Origin of the sequence: Halomonas sp. KO116, from assembly GCF_000734975.2 — a bacterium.
Lineage (GTDB): Bacteria > Pseudomonadota > Gammaproteobacteria > Pseudomonadales > Halomonadaceae > Vreelandella > Vreelandella glaciei.
The window spans coordinates 2,583,482-2,596,791 of the sequence record NZ_CP011052.1 but is presented as its reverse complement, the minus strand read 5'-3'; the positions used below and the strand labels follow the sequence as shown (position 1 = coordinate 2,596,791).

Here is a 13,310-nt window from a genome sequence, read left to right as displayed (position 1 = left end):
GGCCTAGCATGGCCGCCCATTGTGCACGGTTAAAAGAGTCCCCTTAAAAGGCCGTGCTTAAAATCTGTTCTTAAAAACCGAGCTTAAAAATAGTCGCGACTAATCTTTCGCTGAAAATACATCTCCAAGCGCAGTGTCATGGCCCAGCGTGGGTCATAGCTAACATCGCGTTGAAAATGCAGTTCCGGAATCACATCGGCAAATAAAATGCCTTTATGGATGTCGCGGCGATAGCGTGTTTGCAGGTAGTAGTTAGTCATACGAGGATTTGAAGCGCTTTCACCGATAGCAATTGCCGAGTAGCGCAATGCGCTGCGGCGGTTAATGCGGTGATTGATTTCGGCAATTTCACTGTATTCCAGCTTATCTTCCTCTTCGCGCCACTGAACCGTAGAAATAAACCGCAAATGGCGGCGTTCGCTCAATTGGCGGCCGATATCCCAGCGCGTTCGTGCCGAATAGCCTTCATTGTTAAACCAGGAAACCCGGTTGTTCGATTCAAGCTGCCAAGGCCCTTCACCAAGCTGCCACAGCCGTTCGCTGGTAAAGCGAACATAAGGATCCAGAGGGAGGCGCAGACGAATACCAGCGCCAACGCGGTTGCTCCAATTTTCGCGCTTGTCACGACTTTCTAGCCAATCCAGGCCTAACGTAGAGCTACGGCGGTCGCGCTGGTCATTGGCAAGACGCCCTGATCCTTGCTCTTCAAGTGTACCTTGCGACTCTTCAGGATCACTCTCGATCACCAGACGTAAGCGTTCTTCCGAGGTAGGTAGGTCTATACGGTAACGAAGTGAAGTATCGCCGCGCGTACCATCCCCCTCCATCCAATCGATTTCTTGGCCAAAACGAAGATAAGACTCGTTCTTGGTCTGCATATGGTCGTCGGTGCCAAAGAAACCATCAATTCGGCGCGACGTGTTATCTACCCAATTACCTACGCTTTCACGAAACGGTTCAACGCGCTCTTCTGCCCAGGCAGGTAGGTCACTGTCAGCCTCTTCGGCATAAGCGCTAGCCGCAACCGTGGTCATTATGCCGAGCCAGCAGAAGGTTAGGATTTTATGCATCGAATGGTCTCAATCAAAGGTGCTCGCTGTTCAATATCAGCTTTGCAAAGGTAAGGGTTTAACGTGCTTTATGAGTCTCGATCTCTTTTGCCCATTCAAGTACGCGCTTACGTTGGCCACGGCTATTGAGTCGGTCTGTGTCAACGCTAGCCGGAATAAGCTGGCGGTTGGGCGATGCGTCTAGATCAAGATCAAAAGACCTCGAGGCGCCAGTGGGCATATCTTCAGAGCCGTAAATGGCAATGACACGAATTTCGAGTTGTATATTCTGCTCATGAAGCAGGCTGTCATCAATTTCCCAATATTGCTTAACCTGATTGACAATGTCGCCAAACGACTGAATATTAAGGTAATCCCCCGATGCTAACGGGCCTTGATGGGTGCGGTAGCTGGCTTCCTGTTGTTCGCTGCCGTGTTGCTGGTACTCCACCACATCCAGAGAGTAACTCTTTTTTTGAGTATGCAGCACCGCCACAAGGTGTTGAACATAGATTGCTTCGCTGCTCATATTGCTGATTAAGCAAATAGCATCCACACCAATCCCTTTGCCACGGTTAATGATCACTCGAGGGCGACGTTGGCGGACATAGCCGTTATAAAGCAATTGGGCATAGAAAACCCAGACGAAGAGGGTGCAAATACTTGCTATTGCCGAGATGGCTTGGGCATTATCGTTGAGCCATTCCATTATTAGAGATCCTTCTCATAGCTATTGGAGGTAGTCATTGGCGATAGTATTGGTGTCAATTACTCGCAGTAAGCCATTTCACATTGAGGCATAGACGAGTATCCGGTTAGTCGTTTTAACAGAGCCTAGCGGAAAAGAGGAGCTAAGTCAGCCTGTTAAAAGTATGTAATTTGGCAAATACTAAGCACGGAAAAAATGGCATTGAGCCATTAATGATTTAAAGCGAGGGATAAAAACGCAAAAAAAGCCCTAATCTCACCTAATCTAGGTAAGTATTAAGGTATTTTGAAGGGGGGTAAATCTAACTTATTGAAAAATAAAAACTAATTGGTGCGGATGGGGAGACTCGAACTCCCACACCTTACGGCACTAGAACCTAAATCTAGCGTGTCTACCAATTCCACCACATCCGCTAAGACGAGGCGTATATTATCAACTTCGTGATAGAAGTCAACCATGAGTTTAATATTACTACCTCGATCGGGGAGAAGGCATGAAGGTAAAACAATGGCTACAACGTGGCGGCCATTGGCTAAAGCAGGCCCTGCCTGGCTATTGCGCCTTTTGTTTGGCACCCGCCTTGGCGGGGCGGGGGTGGTGCACCGCCTGTTTGGTCGGGCTGCCGTGGAACCTGCATGCCTGTCGCCAGTGCGGTGACCCTGTTTCCCATGGGGCTAGCTTGTGTGGGCACTGTTTAATTGACCCACCGGCATTTTCGACCACCCAAGCGGGGCTTTTATATCAGGGGTCTATTAAAGAGCTGGTACATGATTTTAAATTTCACGCCTCTCCGCGGGCGGGTACGTTGTTAGCAGAGTTAATGGTATTAACGCCGCCGCCTACCCAAGCAGACGCACTGTTGTCGGTACCTATGCACCCAGCGCATGCGCGGGCGCGAGGATTTAATCAATCGCAGTGGTTAGCCGAGAGACTCAGTCGCCAGCTTGGTGTGCCATTGGTGTCTGCCAGGCGAGTAAAGGATTCTCCCTCCCAGCGCACGTTGAATCGCCGCCAACGGGTTGCCAATCTGGCGGGTGCCTTTGTCTTTGAATCACCGCCCCCGGCGCATTTATTAATAATCGATGATGTTGTTACGACGGGTTCAACGGGGCACGCACTGGCGCGCGCGGCGTTAGATGCGGGAGCAGAGCGTGTGGATATTTGGGCGACCGCGCGGACACCCCTGGGTAAGGATTGATAGAATAGTCTTTTCGCTTACTCAATAGCGCTTTCGCCAACCCAGGAGTGGCCTATGTCACACCCGTTTAGCTCTCTTTCGCCTGATTTAGTGATGTCTGCAGTGGAGTCGCTGGATATCTGGCCTGCGGGCGAGCCTTTTGCGCTAAATAGCTATGAAAACCGTGTGCTGTTGTTTCGTGATGGCGACGGCAAAAACTGGATCGTTAAATTTTATCGACCTGATCGTTGGTCAGACGCGGCGATTCAGGAAGAGCACGATTTTTTACAGGAGCTCGCTAGTCAGCAGGTGCCGGTAGTTGCGCCTTGGCGTGATAGGGCGGGTGTGTCGTTACACTCTTTTAAAGCGTATCGATTTGCGCTGTTTCCCCATTGCCCAGGCCAGGCGCCAGAGTTAGATAATCCATCGCACTTATTTGCCATGGGGCAGGTGTTAGGGCGGTTGCATAAAGTGTCGGCCAAAAAAACGTTTCAGCACCGTCCTCGGCTAGAAATGGCGAGTGGTATTTTAGATGCTCAGCAGCGAGTGCTGGCCAGTAATTGGCTGAACCGTCATCAGCGCCGGGCCTACGACCGTGTCATTGAAAAGGTGCATCAGCAGCTTGTAAAACATACGGTGCCCGCCAGTAGCATGATTCGCTGCCATGGTGATTGCCATTTGGGCAATGTGCTGGGGCGTGATGAGGACTTTACGCTGGTCGATTTTGACGACTGTATCATGGCGCCTGCTATGCAGGATATCTGGATGCTACTGCCCACGGATGACCCCCAGGGGTGGCGATCATATCTAAGTGAAATTACCGAAGGGTATGAGGAAACATGCTCATTTCCTACTGATCAGATGGCGTTGATAGAACCACTGAGAAGTTATCGTTTAATTAGGCACTCAGCGTGGCTGGTCTCTCGCTGGGATGATCCCGCTTTTCCCCGTGCCTTTCCCTGGTTGGCGGATAGTGGCTATTGGGATCAGCATATCCGCCAATTAGAGCAGCAGTGCCTGCAGTTAGACAATCCCCGCTGGCTGGCGTAAATAGGGGCGATTTAATCTGGTACGGCCTCTTCGCGGGGCACGGGGTTAGCGACGCCTTCTCCGTCAACTTGGCGGCGTTGCTCGTTCAATTCTTCAGAGGGGTTGTCCTGCTCTTTAATCTCTAGGGACTCATTCAGCGTGAGAACGAAAGTTTGCCCAGGAGAAAGCGTACACGGAGTGTCTTCGCACGCGATGCCATATTGGCCATCTTCGGCATACGCGCTGGCGCTGAATTCACCCGTAAAAATATCACTGTCAGCATCGTGTGTTTCAATGCAGGTGGCATCTTTTGTGGTAACACGAATGCGCTCATCGACTAATTGGGCATTGCCCACGATGACGCAATATTCCGGCAGCGAGTGCGAAGCTCTCTCAGCTTGAGTGGGGTGTAGCAATATGTCGTTAAGACGTGCTTGGTTTGACTCAAAGGTAAGCTCTTCAACAACCTCAACGCCAACAGTCGCTTCATTGGGCAGTGAAAGTGTCGCTTCTGCGGCGAAAGAAGGTAGCGGTGTGGCGAAATAAAAGGGGACCGCAATGGCGGTTAACCAAAAGGGCGTTGGCTTAAATGACATGGCGAACTCTCAATGGTGGTGCCTGAAGAAGTAAAGGCAATCAATAATAATGATTTATCATAGCACAGGCCCCTAGGTTGCAAAGTGAGCACCGCGGCGCTCTGCCGCAGTTAGAGAAGCCAACAGCAGGCGAGATGCGGTAAAATAATGGAATTAATTAATATTTGTTGTGCGTTTTTTATGAAAAGTATACTTTTTGTACAACTTGGGTAGAGAAAGACGTTGGTTAACGTCCCTCTAGTAGTCGTTTTACTTTTTTCATGCGCAAAGGGTTAGAGACCTAGGTGACCGTTTGGACGCGATTGCGCACGGTTTTGATACAGTTTTTGAAGAGGCTTAATATGTCCGATGATATCGCCGAGCACTATCGCCAGATAATTTCAGCACTAGGCGAAGACCCAAACCGTGAAGGGCTACGAGATACGCCGAAACGTGCAGCCAAGGCTATGCAGTTTTTGAATGCAGGCTACTCTCAGTCTTTGGATGAGATCGTTAATGGTGCGGTGTTTGCATCGCAAACGGATGAAATGGTGTTGGTGAAAGACATTGAGCTCTACTCAATGTGTGAACACCACCTGCTGCCTTTTATCGGTAAATGCCACATTGCCTATCTGCCAAACGGTAAAGTATTAGGATTGTCTAAGTTTGCCCGTATTGTCGATATGTTTGCACGCCGTATGCAGATCCAAGAGAATTTAACCCGTGAGATTGCAGATGCTGTTCAGGAAGTGACTCAGGCAACGGGCGTTGCTGTGGTCATTGAGGCGCGTCACCTCTGCATGATGATGCGTGGCGTAGAGAAGCAAAATTCCAGTATGACATCATCGGTAATGCTGGGTAGTTTTCGTAGTAATCAGGCGACTCGGCAAGAGTTTTTAATGCTGATTAACTGAGTCAACTGTCGGTAATTAGCGAGTAAAGCACGCGGTAAGCTTGGTCTAAAGGGGTGTTTCGTCTTAGCATGAAGAGGTTAATGAGCCTATAAGGCCATCATTTTGGTCAGGAGTCTGTCATGGAAGCGCTAAAAGAAACACAGCTGTATTGCCCCTTTGCCTATATAGACGGTAGTTGGGTCGCGGCGGATAGCGGCGAACAGATCACCGTATTAAACCCGGCAACCGGCGAAGCGATTGGCGATATTCCCCGCTTGGGAAAAGTTGAGACCGAGCGGGCGATAGACGCGGCGGATGCTGCACTACCGGCGTGGCGTGCCCTTACCGCTCAGGAGCGAGCGGATTTGCTGATGAAATGGCACGATCTGATGATGGAGCATCAGCAGGATCTCGCCATGCTGATGACCTATGAGCAGGGTAAGCCGCTCAAGGAAGCGGCGGGCGAAATTGCCTATGCGGCCAGTTTTCTGCGCTGGTTTGCCGAAGAAGCGCGGCGCGTTTATGGCGAAACCATTCCTGCCGCTAAAGCTAACCAGCGCATTGTGGTGACTAAGCAGCCCGTCGGTGTTGTGGGGGCCATTACGCCCTGGAATTTCCCTGCGGCGATGATTACCCGTAAGGCTGGTGCGGCACTAGCAGCAGGTTGCACGATCGTGGTTAAACCTGCCAGCCAGACGCCGTTTTCAGCCACTGCGCTCGCGTTATTGGCAGAACGTGCCGGTATTCCCCGCGGCGTGTTCAACGTAGTGCCGGGCAGTGCCAGCGATATTGCCCAAGCCATGACCCAGTCGCCCAAAGTGCGCAAGATTACCTTCACTGGCTCCACCGAAGTAGGGCGCAAGCTAATGGCGCAAGCGGCGGAGCACGTGCAGAAGATCTCGCTTGAGTTGGGCGGCAATGCGCCGTTTATCGTGTTTGAAGATGCTGATTTAGACGCCGCCGTAGAAGGCGCCATGGCCGCTAAATTCCGTAACGCCGGGCAAACCTGTGTTTGCACTAATCGCTTCCTGGTTCAGTCCAGCGTGATTAATGCCTTTTGCGAAAAGCTAGCGGTTGCCATGAACAGCGAGCTGCATGTCGGCGATGGCACTAAGCCGAATATTAATATCGGTCCGCTCATCGATGGCAATGCGGTTAAAAAAGTCAGTGAGCATGTGCAGGACGCCATCGATAATGGTGCAGAGCTGTTGTTGGGCGGGCATCCGCACCCGTTGGGTGGCAACTTCTTTACGCCGACGCTGATCAGTTTTGCGACTGATAAGATGAAGGTGGCCCACGAAGAGACCTTCGGCCCGCTCGCGGCTGTCTTCCCGTTTGACGATGAAGAGACGGCGATTGAAATGGCCAACGATACCCAGTATGGCTTGGCTTCTTACTTCTATTCGCGTGATCTCTCCCGCGTATGGCGCGTGGCTGAGGCGCTTGAGTACGGTATGGTCGGGATTAATACCGGCGCCATTTCTAATGCCGCTGCGCCGTTTGGGGGTGTCAAAGCCTCAGGCTTAGGCCGTGAAGGCGGCCATCAGGGCTTGGAAGAGTACCTCGAAACCAAGTATCTATGTATTGATCTTGGCTGAGCCCTAAGTGTTCTTTTTTAAGTAAGACGGGGTAAAAAAGCCCCCATCAGCGCGCTGCTGATGGGGGCTAGTTTTTTACAGCATCAGTTTGATGCCGATAGTGTGGCTAAACGTCGTGGCTGACCTTAGTGACGGAAGTGGCGCATGCCGGTAAACACCATGGCAATGCCTGCTTCGTTGGCAGCGTCGATTACTTCCTGGTCGCGCATGGAGCCACCCGGTTGAATGACGGCGGTAATGCCTGCGGCTGCCGCGGCATCAATGCCGTCGCGGAACGGGAAGAAGGCGTCAGACGCCATCACTGAACCAGGCACCGAAAGGCCTTCGTCGGCGGCCTTGATCCCGGCAATTTTAGCCGAGTAAACGCGGCTCATTTGGCCCGCGCCAACGCCCACCGTTTGGCCCTCTTTGGCATACACAATGGCGTTGGATTTGACGAACTTGGCCACTCGCCAGGCAAAAGCCAGATCACGCAGCTCCTGTTCGCTAGGGGCGCGCTGGCTGACCACCGTCAGGTTGTCACGGGTGACCATTCCGTCGTCACGTTCCTGCACCAGTAACCCGCCGTTGACACGCTTAAAGTCCAGCGCAGGCTGCTGCTCGCCGGGCCAGTGGGCGCCGACGTCCAGCAAGCGTACGTTTTGCTTATTCGCCACAATGGCAGCGGCTTCATCGCTGACCCCGGGGGCAATAATCACCTCGACAAACTGGCGATCAATAATTGCCTGGGCCGTTTCGGCGTCCAGCGGTGTATTGAAAGCGATAATGCCGCCAAACGCACTGGTCGGATCGGTGGCAAAGGCTTTGTCGTAAGCGGCTAAGGCGGTTGCGCCAATAGCGACGCCGCAGGGGTTGGCGTGCTTAACAATCACGCAAGCCGTTTCTGTAAAAGCTTTTACGCATTCAAAGGCGGCATCAGTATCGGCGACATTGTTATACGAAAGGGGTTTGCCTTGGAGCATTGTGGCGGTAGCGACACTAGGCTCGCTCGCCTGGGAGTCAACGTAAAAAGCCGCCTGCTGATGCGGGTTTTCGCCGTAGCGCATGTCCTGCTTTTTATTGAGCTGCAGGTTAAAGGTGCGAGGAAAGGTCTTATCGCTAGCATTCACTTGGCGACCCAGGTAGTCAGCAATCGCGCCGTCGTAGCCAGCGGTGTGTTCAAACGCTTTTACCGCTAAGTCAAAGCGCGTGGCGCGACTCACCTGGCCATCTTGAGCGGCCAATTCGCCTAGTACCCGCGCGTAGTCACTGCTATTGACCACGATAGTGGTGTAGGCGTGGTTTTTGGCGCAGGCGCGTACCATGGTTGGGCCGCCGATATCGATATTTTCAATCGCATCTTCCAGCGTGCAATCAGGCTTGGCAATTGTGGCGGCAAATGGGTAGAGGTTGACGACCACCATGTCGATCGGGGTGATGTCGTTCTCGGCCATGACCGCATCATCCTGACCACGGCGCGCCAAGATGCCGCCGTGAATTTTTGGATGCAGCGTTTTAACCCGGCCATCCATAATTTCGGGGAAGCCGGTGTGTTCAGACACTTCTTTCACTGCAATAGCATTTTCCTGCAGTAGGCGGAAGGTGCCACCCGTGGAGAGCAGTTCAACACCATGTTGAGTCAGGCCACGGGCAAATTCTACAATGCCGGTTTTATCAGAAACACTCAAAAGAGCGCGGCGGACGGGGGTGGCGCTACTGTCAGTCAAGGAAGAACTATCAGCCATGAGAGGATTATCAGCCATAAGAATGCTCGTATGCAGTGTCGAGAATAGAAAATAACAACGCCCCAGGGTTAGGGGGCGTCACCTTCGATAAGTCCGTATTGCTTGAGTTTTTTACGCAGGGTGCCGCGGTTCAAGCCGAGCACATCCGCCGCACGGGTCTGGTTGCCGTCTGTGTGCTCCAAAACGCAGGCGAGTAATGGTGCCTCTACTTCGGCCATCACCATGGCATAAAGGTCGCTGGCTTGGCTGCCATCTAAATGCTCAAAGTAGCGGCGCATTGCCGTTTCAACAGCCTCTCTAAGCGGCTGTGGCGGTGAGCTAGCAGCGGGATCCGCAAGCGTGCCCGTTAAATGGGAGTAGCCTTCGCTGGCACGGGTGTCGCTAGAGAGAAGATCGCGTTCGGTCATGCAGCATGGCTTCCTTTGGCTAGCAAACGTATGGCAGCACCGGGGGCCATCACGTCGTTGATCCAATCAAATTGCGTTTCAGGTGACGCTAACGCATTGAACTGCTGCTTAAGCGCGCGCTGCTGAGGCTGCGTAAAGCGTGGGTCGTCGCTGAGGTACCAGCCGACATGTTTGCGCGCAATACGCACACCCATAGTCGTGCCATAAAACTCATGCAACGCCTCGACATGCCCGTGTAGCACGTGGCGGCGCTCCACAAGGGTGGGTAGCGCCAACCGTTCCCCATGCTGAAGATAGTGGTTAATCTGTTGAAATATCCACGGGTTGCCCTGAGCACCACGGCCTACCATTACGGCATCAGCGCCGGTATAAGCGAGTACCTCGGCGGCTTTTTCCGGACTTGTTATGTCGCCATTGGCTATCACCGGTATCGAGAGGTGAGATTTTATCTCAGCAATCGTGTCGTACTCTGCCTGTCCAGTATAGCGCTGCTGGCGGTGACGGCCATGTACGGCGAGTGCTTGAATGCCTGCTGACTCAGCTAAGCGGGCAATTCGCAGGGCATTGTTTGATTCGGCACACCAGCCGGTGCGAATTTTCAGCGTTACTGGAATATCGACCGCCGAGACTACTGCGTCAAGAATCTCGGCAACCAAGACTTCATCGCGAAGGAGCGCCGAACCAGCGGCTTTGTTGCAGACTTTTTTCGCGGGGCAACCCATGTTGATGTCGATGATCTGGGCGCCCAGTTCGGCATTCAAGCGCGCCGCCTGGGCGAGCATCTCGGCATCGCCGCCAGCGATTTGTACCACGCGCGGGTCGGGCTCTCCGCGATGGTCCATCCGTAGCTGCGATTTGCGCGTGTGCCATAAGCTGGGGTCTGACGTCACCATTTCCCCCACCACCCAGCCAGCACCCAGCCGCCGACACAGCTGGCGAAAAGGTCGGTCGGTGACGCCGGCCATGGGCGCGAGAATTACCCGGTTGGGTAATGCATACGTCCCAATGGTGACGGGCTCATTGGTGGCTGGTGCATTGGCTACAGTCATGGCGTTAGGCTTTATGTGTGCTGGGCTAGCGGCGAGTAGGCGTTTCAAGGGGGCGTATGATACGCCTACTCGGTGATGGGGTGAAGGCCGTTTGCCGCTTTAACGCGGACGCTGGCCGTTAAGTCGCACCCAGCCTTCGCGAATCACTGGCTCCTCCATGGCGATTCCCTGTGCGGCATAGGCTTCATAAACCTCATTTGCCTGGTTCGCCAAGATGCCGGATAGCGCAATGCGGCCGCCAAGGGCCACATGCCCGGCAATCATTGGCGCAAGCTCAACCAGCGGGCCCGCTAAAATATTGGCGGTCACAACAGGATAGCCGCCGCCATCGCTTAACTGCTCTGGGTAATAAAGAGTTAAATCCGGCTCGGCAATACCGTTACGCTCGGCGTTGTCACGGCTGGCTTGGAGTGCCTGCGGGTCTATATCGGTGGCGTCAGCATGGCTAGCGCCGAGCTTGAGCGCGGCGATAGCGAGAATGCCGGAGCCGCAGCCCACATCCAGTACGGTCTGCTGGGCTAAGTGCCCAGCAACGGCCAGTTCATCCAGCCACTCCAAACACAGCGCTGTGGTCGGGTGCGTGCCCGTTCCAAAGGCCAGGCCGGGGTCGAGAATCAAGTTAACGGCGTCGGCATGGGGCGGTTCGTGCCAGCTTGGTACGATCCACAGCCGCTGACCCATCTGCAGCGGTGTGAAGTCATCCATCCATTCCCGCTCCCATTCCCGGTCAGCCAGTAGCTCATATTCGATGGTGGGGCAGGGCTCTTCAGGCATCTGTTCGGACCATGCCGCCTCAATACGCTCCAACATGCTTTCGACGCCCTCCAGATCATCGTACAGGCCGGTGAGGATGGTATCTTCCCATAGCGGTGTAGTGCCACGCTCTGGCTCAAATACCGGATCATCGTGGGCGTCCTGAAGGCCAATGGCCGTCGCTCCTTCGTCAAGCAGCAGTTCTTCGAGGAACTCTGCCTGTTCGGGAGCAACGTGGGCTTTGAGTTGAAGCCAGGGCATGGAGAGTCTCCGCGGGGCGAATTAAAGGCAAATACAGTAAAGACAAAAACGGGGTGGACATGGCCACCCCGTTGGGCATCAAGCATAGCGCTGGAAGACGTTAACTGCTGAGTTTCTTTTCCAGGTAGTGAATGTTGACACCGCCTTGACGGAAATAGCTGTCGCGAACTAAATCCTTTTGCAGGTCGATATTGGTTTTAATACCTTCCACCAGCAGCTCGTCAAGGGCATTGCGCATGCGCGTCAGCGCTATTTCACGGTCGGCGCCCCAGGTGATCAGTTTGCCGATCAGTGAGTCATAGTGCGGCGGCACGGTGTAGCCGGTGTAGAGGTGGGAGTCCATACGGACACCCAGGCCACCCGGTGCGTGAAACAGCGTTACCTTGCCAGGGGAGGGCATAAAGGTGCGTGAATCTTCAGCGTTAATTCGGCACTCGAAGGAGTGGCCGTTGAGCTTTACATCTTCCTGGCGAATCGACAGTGGTAGACCCGAGGCAATGCGTAGCTGCTCTTTAACGATATCGACGCCGGTGACCATCTCGGTGACAGGGTGCTCTACCTGAACGCGGGTATTCATTTCAATGAAGAAATACTCGCCGTCTTCGTATAAGAATTCAAAGGTGCCTGCGCCACGGTAATTGATCTTAATACACGCCTGGCGGCATGCTTCAAGCACTTGGGCGCGGGCTTCCGGGTCCAGGCCTGGCGCAGGCGCTTCTTCAAGCACTTTCTGGTGACGACGCTGCAGTGAGCAGTCGCGGTCATAAAGATGAATCGCGTTACCCTGGCCATCGGCTAGCACCTGAACTTCGACGTGGCGCGGTTTTTCGAGGAATTTCTCCATGTAAACCGTGCCGTCACCAAAGGCGGCGTGGGCTTCAGTGCGAGTAACGGTGATTGCCGAAAGCAGGTGGCCTTCGGTGTGTACCACACGCATACCGCGACCACCGCCACCGGAGGCTGCCTTGATGATGACCGGGTAGCCGATGCGACGCGCGGTGGCTAAATTGGTCGCATCATCGTCACCTAAGGGGCCGTCTGAGCCTGGCACCGTGGGAACGCCCGCTTCCTTCATCGACTGGATAGCACTGACTTTATCGCCCATCAGGCGAATCGTCTCTGCGCGGGGGCCAATAAAGGTAAATCCCGAGCGCTCAACCTGTTCGGCAAAGTTGGCGTTTTCAGACAAAAAGCCGTAACCGGGGTGAATAGCGGTCGAATCAGTGACTTCGGCCGCACTGATCAGGGCCGGAATATTTAAGTAAGACTGCGCTGATGATGCCGGTCCAATACACACGGCTTCATCCGCCAGGCGAACATGCATGAGTTCACGATCAGCTTTGGAGTGTACCGCTACGGTTTTAATGCCCAGTTCTTTACAGGCCCGTAGGATACGGAGGGCAATCTCGCCGCGGTTGGCGATAAGTACCTTGTCCAGCATGGGAGAGTCCACCCGTGTTGAAAATGAAGGATTAAGCGATGACGATCATGGGTTGATCGAATTCGACCGGCTCACCATCTTCTACCAGGATGGCTTCCACCACGCCGTCGCGGTCAGCTTCAATCTGGTTCATCATTTTCATGGCTTCAATAATACAAATGGTATCGCCTTGCTTGACGCTATCACCGACTTCTACAAACGACTTGGCGCCCGGCGCTGGGCTGCGATAGAAGGTACCTACCATCGGCGAATTGACTGCTTCACCACGGTAGCTGGCGCCCTGGGGCTCGGCTTCAGCGGTAAGTGCCGAGGCAGGAGCGGGGGCTGGTTGGTAGCCAGGATGCTGCGCATATTGCGGCATCGGCTGCGGCTGCCAAGAAGCGCCGTTAGGATGACGGCTGATGCGAACTGACTCTTCGCCTTCCTGAATTTCAATCTCGCTAATATTGGATTCTTCGAGCAGTTCGATCAGTTTCTTAACTTTGCGGATATCCATGGCATAGCCCCATCAATGTCATAAAAGAAGATTATGAGAAATAATCACACAGTAACCGTGGCCTATAGGCGAGCCGCTGTGCGGCGCTGCGCGGCTCATCTATAGGCGCAGTAAACCAAATTTAAAAATGAAGAGAACGCTGCATGTTA

The 13,310-nt window shown here is 53.7% G+C and carries 13 protein-coding genes and 1 tRNA gene; 4 read left to right on the top strand and 10 right to left on the bottom strand.

What is annotated here, in order from left to right; translation table 11 throughout:
- Positions 1-83: 83 nt before the first annotated feature.
- The 3 genes from KO116_RS12050 to KO116_RS12040 all read right to left on the bottom strand — a co-directional run bounded on the left by KO116_RS12050 (position 84) and on the right by KO116_RS12040 (position 2,171).
- Positions 84-1,070: a hypothetical protein gene (locus KO116_RS12050; protein WP_035558667.1), complete on the bottom strand. Its 987-nt coding sequence runs from the start codon at positions 1,068-1,070 to the stop codon at positions 84-86.
- Positions 1,071-1,128: 58 nt separating this feature from the next.
- Entirely contained in the window at positions 1,129-1,758 is a 630-nt protein-coding gene (locus tag KO116_RS12045; RefSeq protein WP_035558664.1) for a hypothetical protein, read from the bottom strand.
- Positions 1,759-2,086: 328 nt separating this feature from the next.
- Positions 2,087-2,171: transfer RNA gene (locus KO116_RS12040), tRNA-Leu, on the bottom strand.
- Between the two features lie 80 nt (positions 2,172-2,251).
- Here KO116_RS12040 and KO116_RS12035 point away from each other — a divergent pair.
- Both KO116_RS12035 and KO116_RS12030 read left to right on the top strand, forming a co-directional pair.
- A complete protein-coding gene (locus KO116_RS12035) occupies positions 2,252-2,956 on the top strand; it encodes a ComF family protein (RefSeq protein WP_035558663.1) in 705 nt (234 codons plus the stop codon).
- A gap of 54 nt (positions 2,957-3,010) precedes the next feature.
- Positions 3,011-3,985: a serine/threonine protein kinase gene (locus tag KO116_RS12030; protein ID WP_035558660.1), complete on the top strand. Its 975-nt coding sequence runs from the start codon at positions 3,011-3,013 to the stop codon at positions 3,983-3,985.
- A gap of 11 nt (positions 3,986-3,996) precedes the next feature.
- Here KO116_RS12030 and KO116_RS12025 read toward each other — a convergent pair whose 3' ends face one another.
- Positions 3,997-4,560, bottom strand: coding sequence for a hypothetical protein (locus KO116_RS12025; protein ID WP_035558657.1), 564 nt, complete (start codon positions 4,558-4,560; stop codon positions 3,997-3,999).
- Between the two features lie 341 nt (positions 4,561-4,901).
- Between KO116_RS12025 and folE the strand changes: the two genes are divergently transcribed.
- Positions 4,902-5,453 (top strand): GTP cyclohydrolase I FolE, encoded by a 552-nt coding sequence (gene folE / locus KO116_RS12020; protein ID WP_035558653.1) that lies wholly within the window; start codon positions 4,902-4,904, stop codon positions 5,451-5,453.
- Positions 5,454-5,572: 119 nt separating this feature from the next.
- Positions 5,573-7,030, top strand: a complete 1,458-nt coding sequence (locus KO116_RS12015; protein ID WP_035558642.1) for an NAD-dependent succinate-semialdehyde dehydrogenase — start codon at positions 5,573-5,575, stop codon at positions 7,028-7,030.
- Positions 7,031-7,155: 125 nt separating this feature from the next.
- Here KO116_RS12015 and purH read toward each other — a convergent pair whose 3' ends face one another.
- The 6 genes from purH to accB form a co-directional block, all read right to left on the bottom strand.
- Positions 7,156-8,772, bottom strand: a complete 1,617-nt coding sequence (gene purH / locus KO116_RS12010) for a bifunctional phosphoribosylaminoimidazolecarboxamide formyltransferase/IMP cyclohydrolase (RefSeq protein ID WP_179915198.1) — start codon at positions 8,770-8,772, stop codon at positions 7,156-7,158.
- 50 nt (positions 8,773-8,822) lie between these two features.
- Positions 8,823-9,161: a DNA-binding transcriptional regulator Fis gene (fis, locus tag KO116_RS12005; RefSeq protein WP_035558638.1), complete on the bottom strand. Its 339-nt coding sequence runs from the start codon at positions 9,159-9,161 to the stop codon at positions 8,823-8,825.
- The gene (gene dusB, locus KO116_RS12000) at positions 9,158-10,210 is read right to left on the bottom strand and encodes a tRNA dihydrouridine synthase DusB (RefSeq protein ID WP_082072581.1); all 1,053 of its coding nucleotides are present in this window, start codon (positions 10,208-10,210) and stop codon (positions 9,158-9,160) included. The genes fis and dusB overlap by 4 nt, the downstream gene beginning before the upstream one ends.
- A gap of 99 nt (positions 10,211-10,309) precedes the next feature.
- Positions 10,310-11,224: a 50S ribosomal protein L11 methyltransferase gene (gene prmA, locus KO116_RS11995; protein WP_035558636.1), complete on the bottom strand. Its 915-nt coding sequence runs from the start codon at positions 11,222-11,224 to the stop codon at positions 10,310-10,312.
- Between the two features lie 100 nt (positions 11,225-11,324).
- Positions 11,325-12,665, bottom strand: a complete 1,341-nt coding sequence (gene accC / locus KO116_RS11990; RefSeq protein ID WP_008956427.1) for an acetyl-CoA carboxylase biotin carboxylase subunit — start codon at positions 12,663-12,665, stop codon at positions 11,325-11,327.
- A 31-nt stretch (positions 12,666-12,696) separates the two neighbouring features.
- On the bottom strand, positions 12,697-13,161 hold the full coding sequence (gene accB / locus KO116_RS11985; RefSeq protein WP_035558633.1) for an acetyl-CoA carboxylase biotin carboxyl carrier protein: 465 nt from the start codon (positions 13,159-13,161) through the stop codon (positions 12,697-12,699).
- Positions 13,162-13,310 lie beyond the last annotated feature (149 nt).

Excerpts from the sequence above, each read along its gene's own strand:
- accC (WP_008956427.1), bottom strand. The coding sequence starts at position 12,665 with ATGCTGGACAAGGTACTTATCGCCAACCGCGGCGAGATTGCCCTCCGT.
- folE (WP_035558653.1), top strand. The coding sequence starts at position 4,902 with ATGTCCGATGATATCGCCGAGCACTATCGCCAGATAATTTCAGCACTA.
- KO116_RS12050 (WP_035558667.1), bottom strand. The coding sequence starts at position 1,070 with ATGCATAAAATCCTAACCTTCTGCTGGCTCGGCATAATGACCACGGTT.
- dusB (WP_082072581.1), bottom strand. The coding sequence starts at position 10,210 with ATGACTGTAGCCAATGCACCAGCCACCAATGAGCCCGTCACCATTGGG.
- KO116_RS12030 (WP_035558660.1), top strand. The coding sequence starts at position 3,011 with ATGTCACACCCGTTTAGCTCTCTTTCGCCTGATTTAGTGATGTCTGCA.
- KO116_RS12035 (WP_035558663.1), top strand. The coding sequence starts at position 2,252 with ATGAAGGTAAAACAATGGCTACAACGTGGCGGCCATTGGCTAAAGCAG.
- accB (WP_035558633.1), bottom strand. The coding sequence starts at position 13,161 with ATGGATATCCGCAAAGTTAAGAAACTGATCGAACTGCTCGAAGAATCC.
- KO116_RS12025 (WP_035558657.1), bottom strand. The coding sequence starts at position 4,560 with ATGTCATTTAAGCCAACGCCCTTTTGGTTAACCGCCATTGCGGTCCCC.
- purH (WP_179915198.1), bottom strand. The coding sequence starts at position 8,772 with ATGGCTGATAATCCTCTCATGGCTGATAGTTCTTCCTTGACTGACAGT.
- KO116_RS12015 (WP_035558642.1), top strand. The coding sequence starts at position 5,573 with ATGGAAGCGCTAAAAGAAACACAGCTGTATTGCCCCTTTGCCTATATA.
- KO116_RS12045 (WP_035558664.1), bottom strand. The coding sequence starts at position 1,758 with ATGGAATGGCTCAACGATAATGCCCAAGCCATCTCGGCAATAGCAAGT.
- prmA (WP_035558636.1), bottom strand. The coding sequence starts at position 11,224 with ATGCCCTGGCTTCAACTCAAAGCCCACGTTGCTCCCGAACAGGCAGAG.
- fis (WP_035558638.1), bottom strand. The coding sequence starts at position 9,161 with ATGACCGAACGCGATCTTCTCTCTAGCGACACCCGTGCCAGCGAAGGC.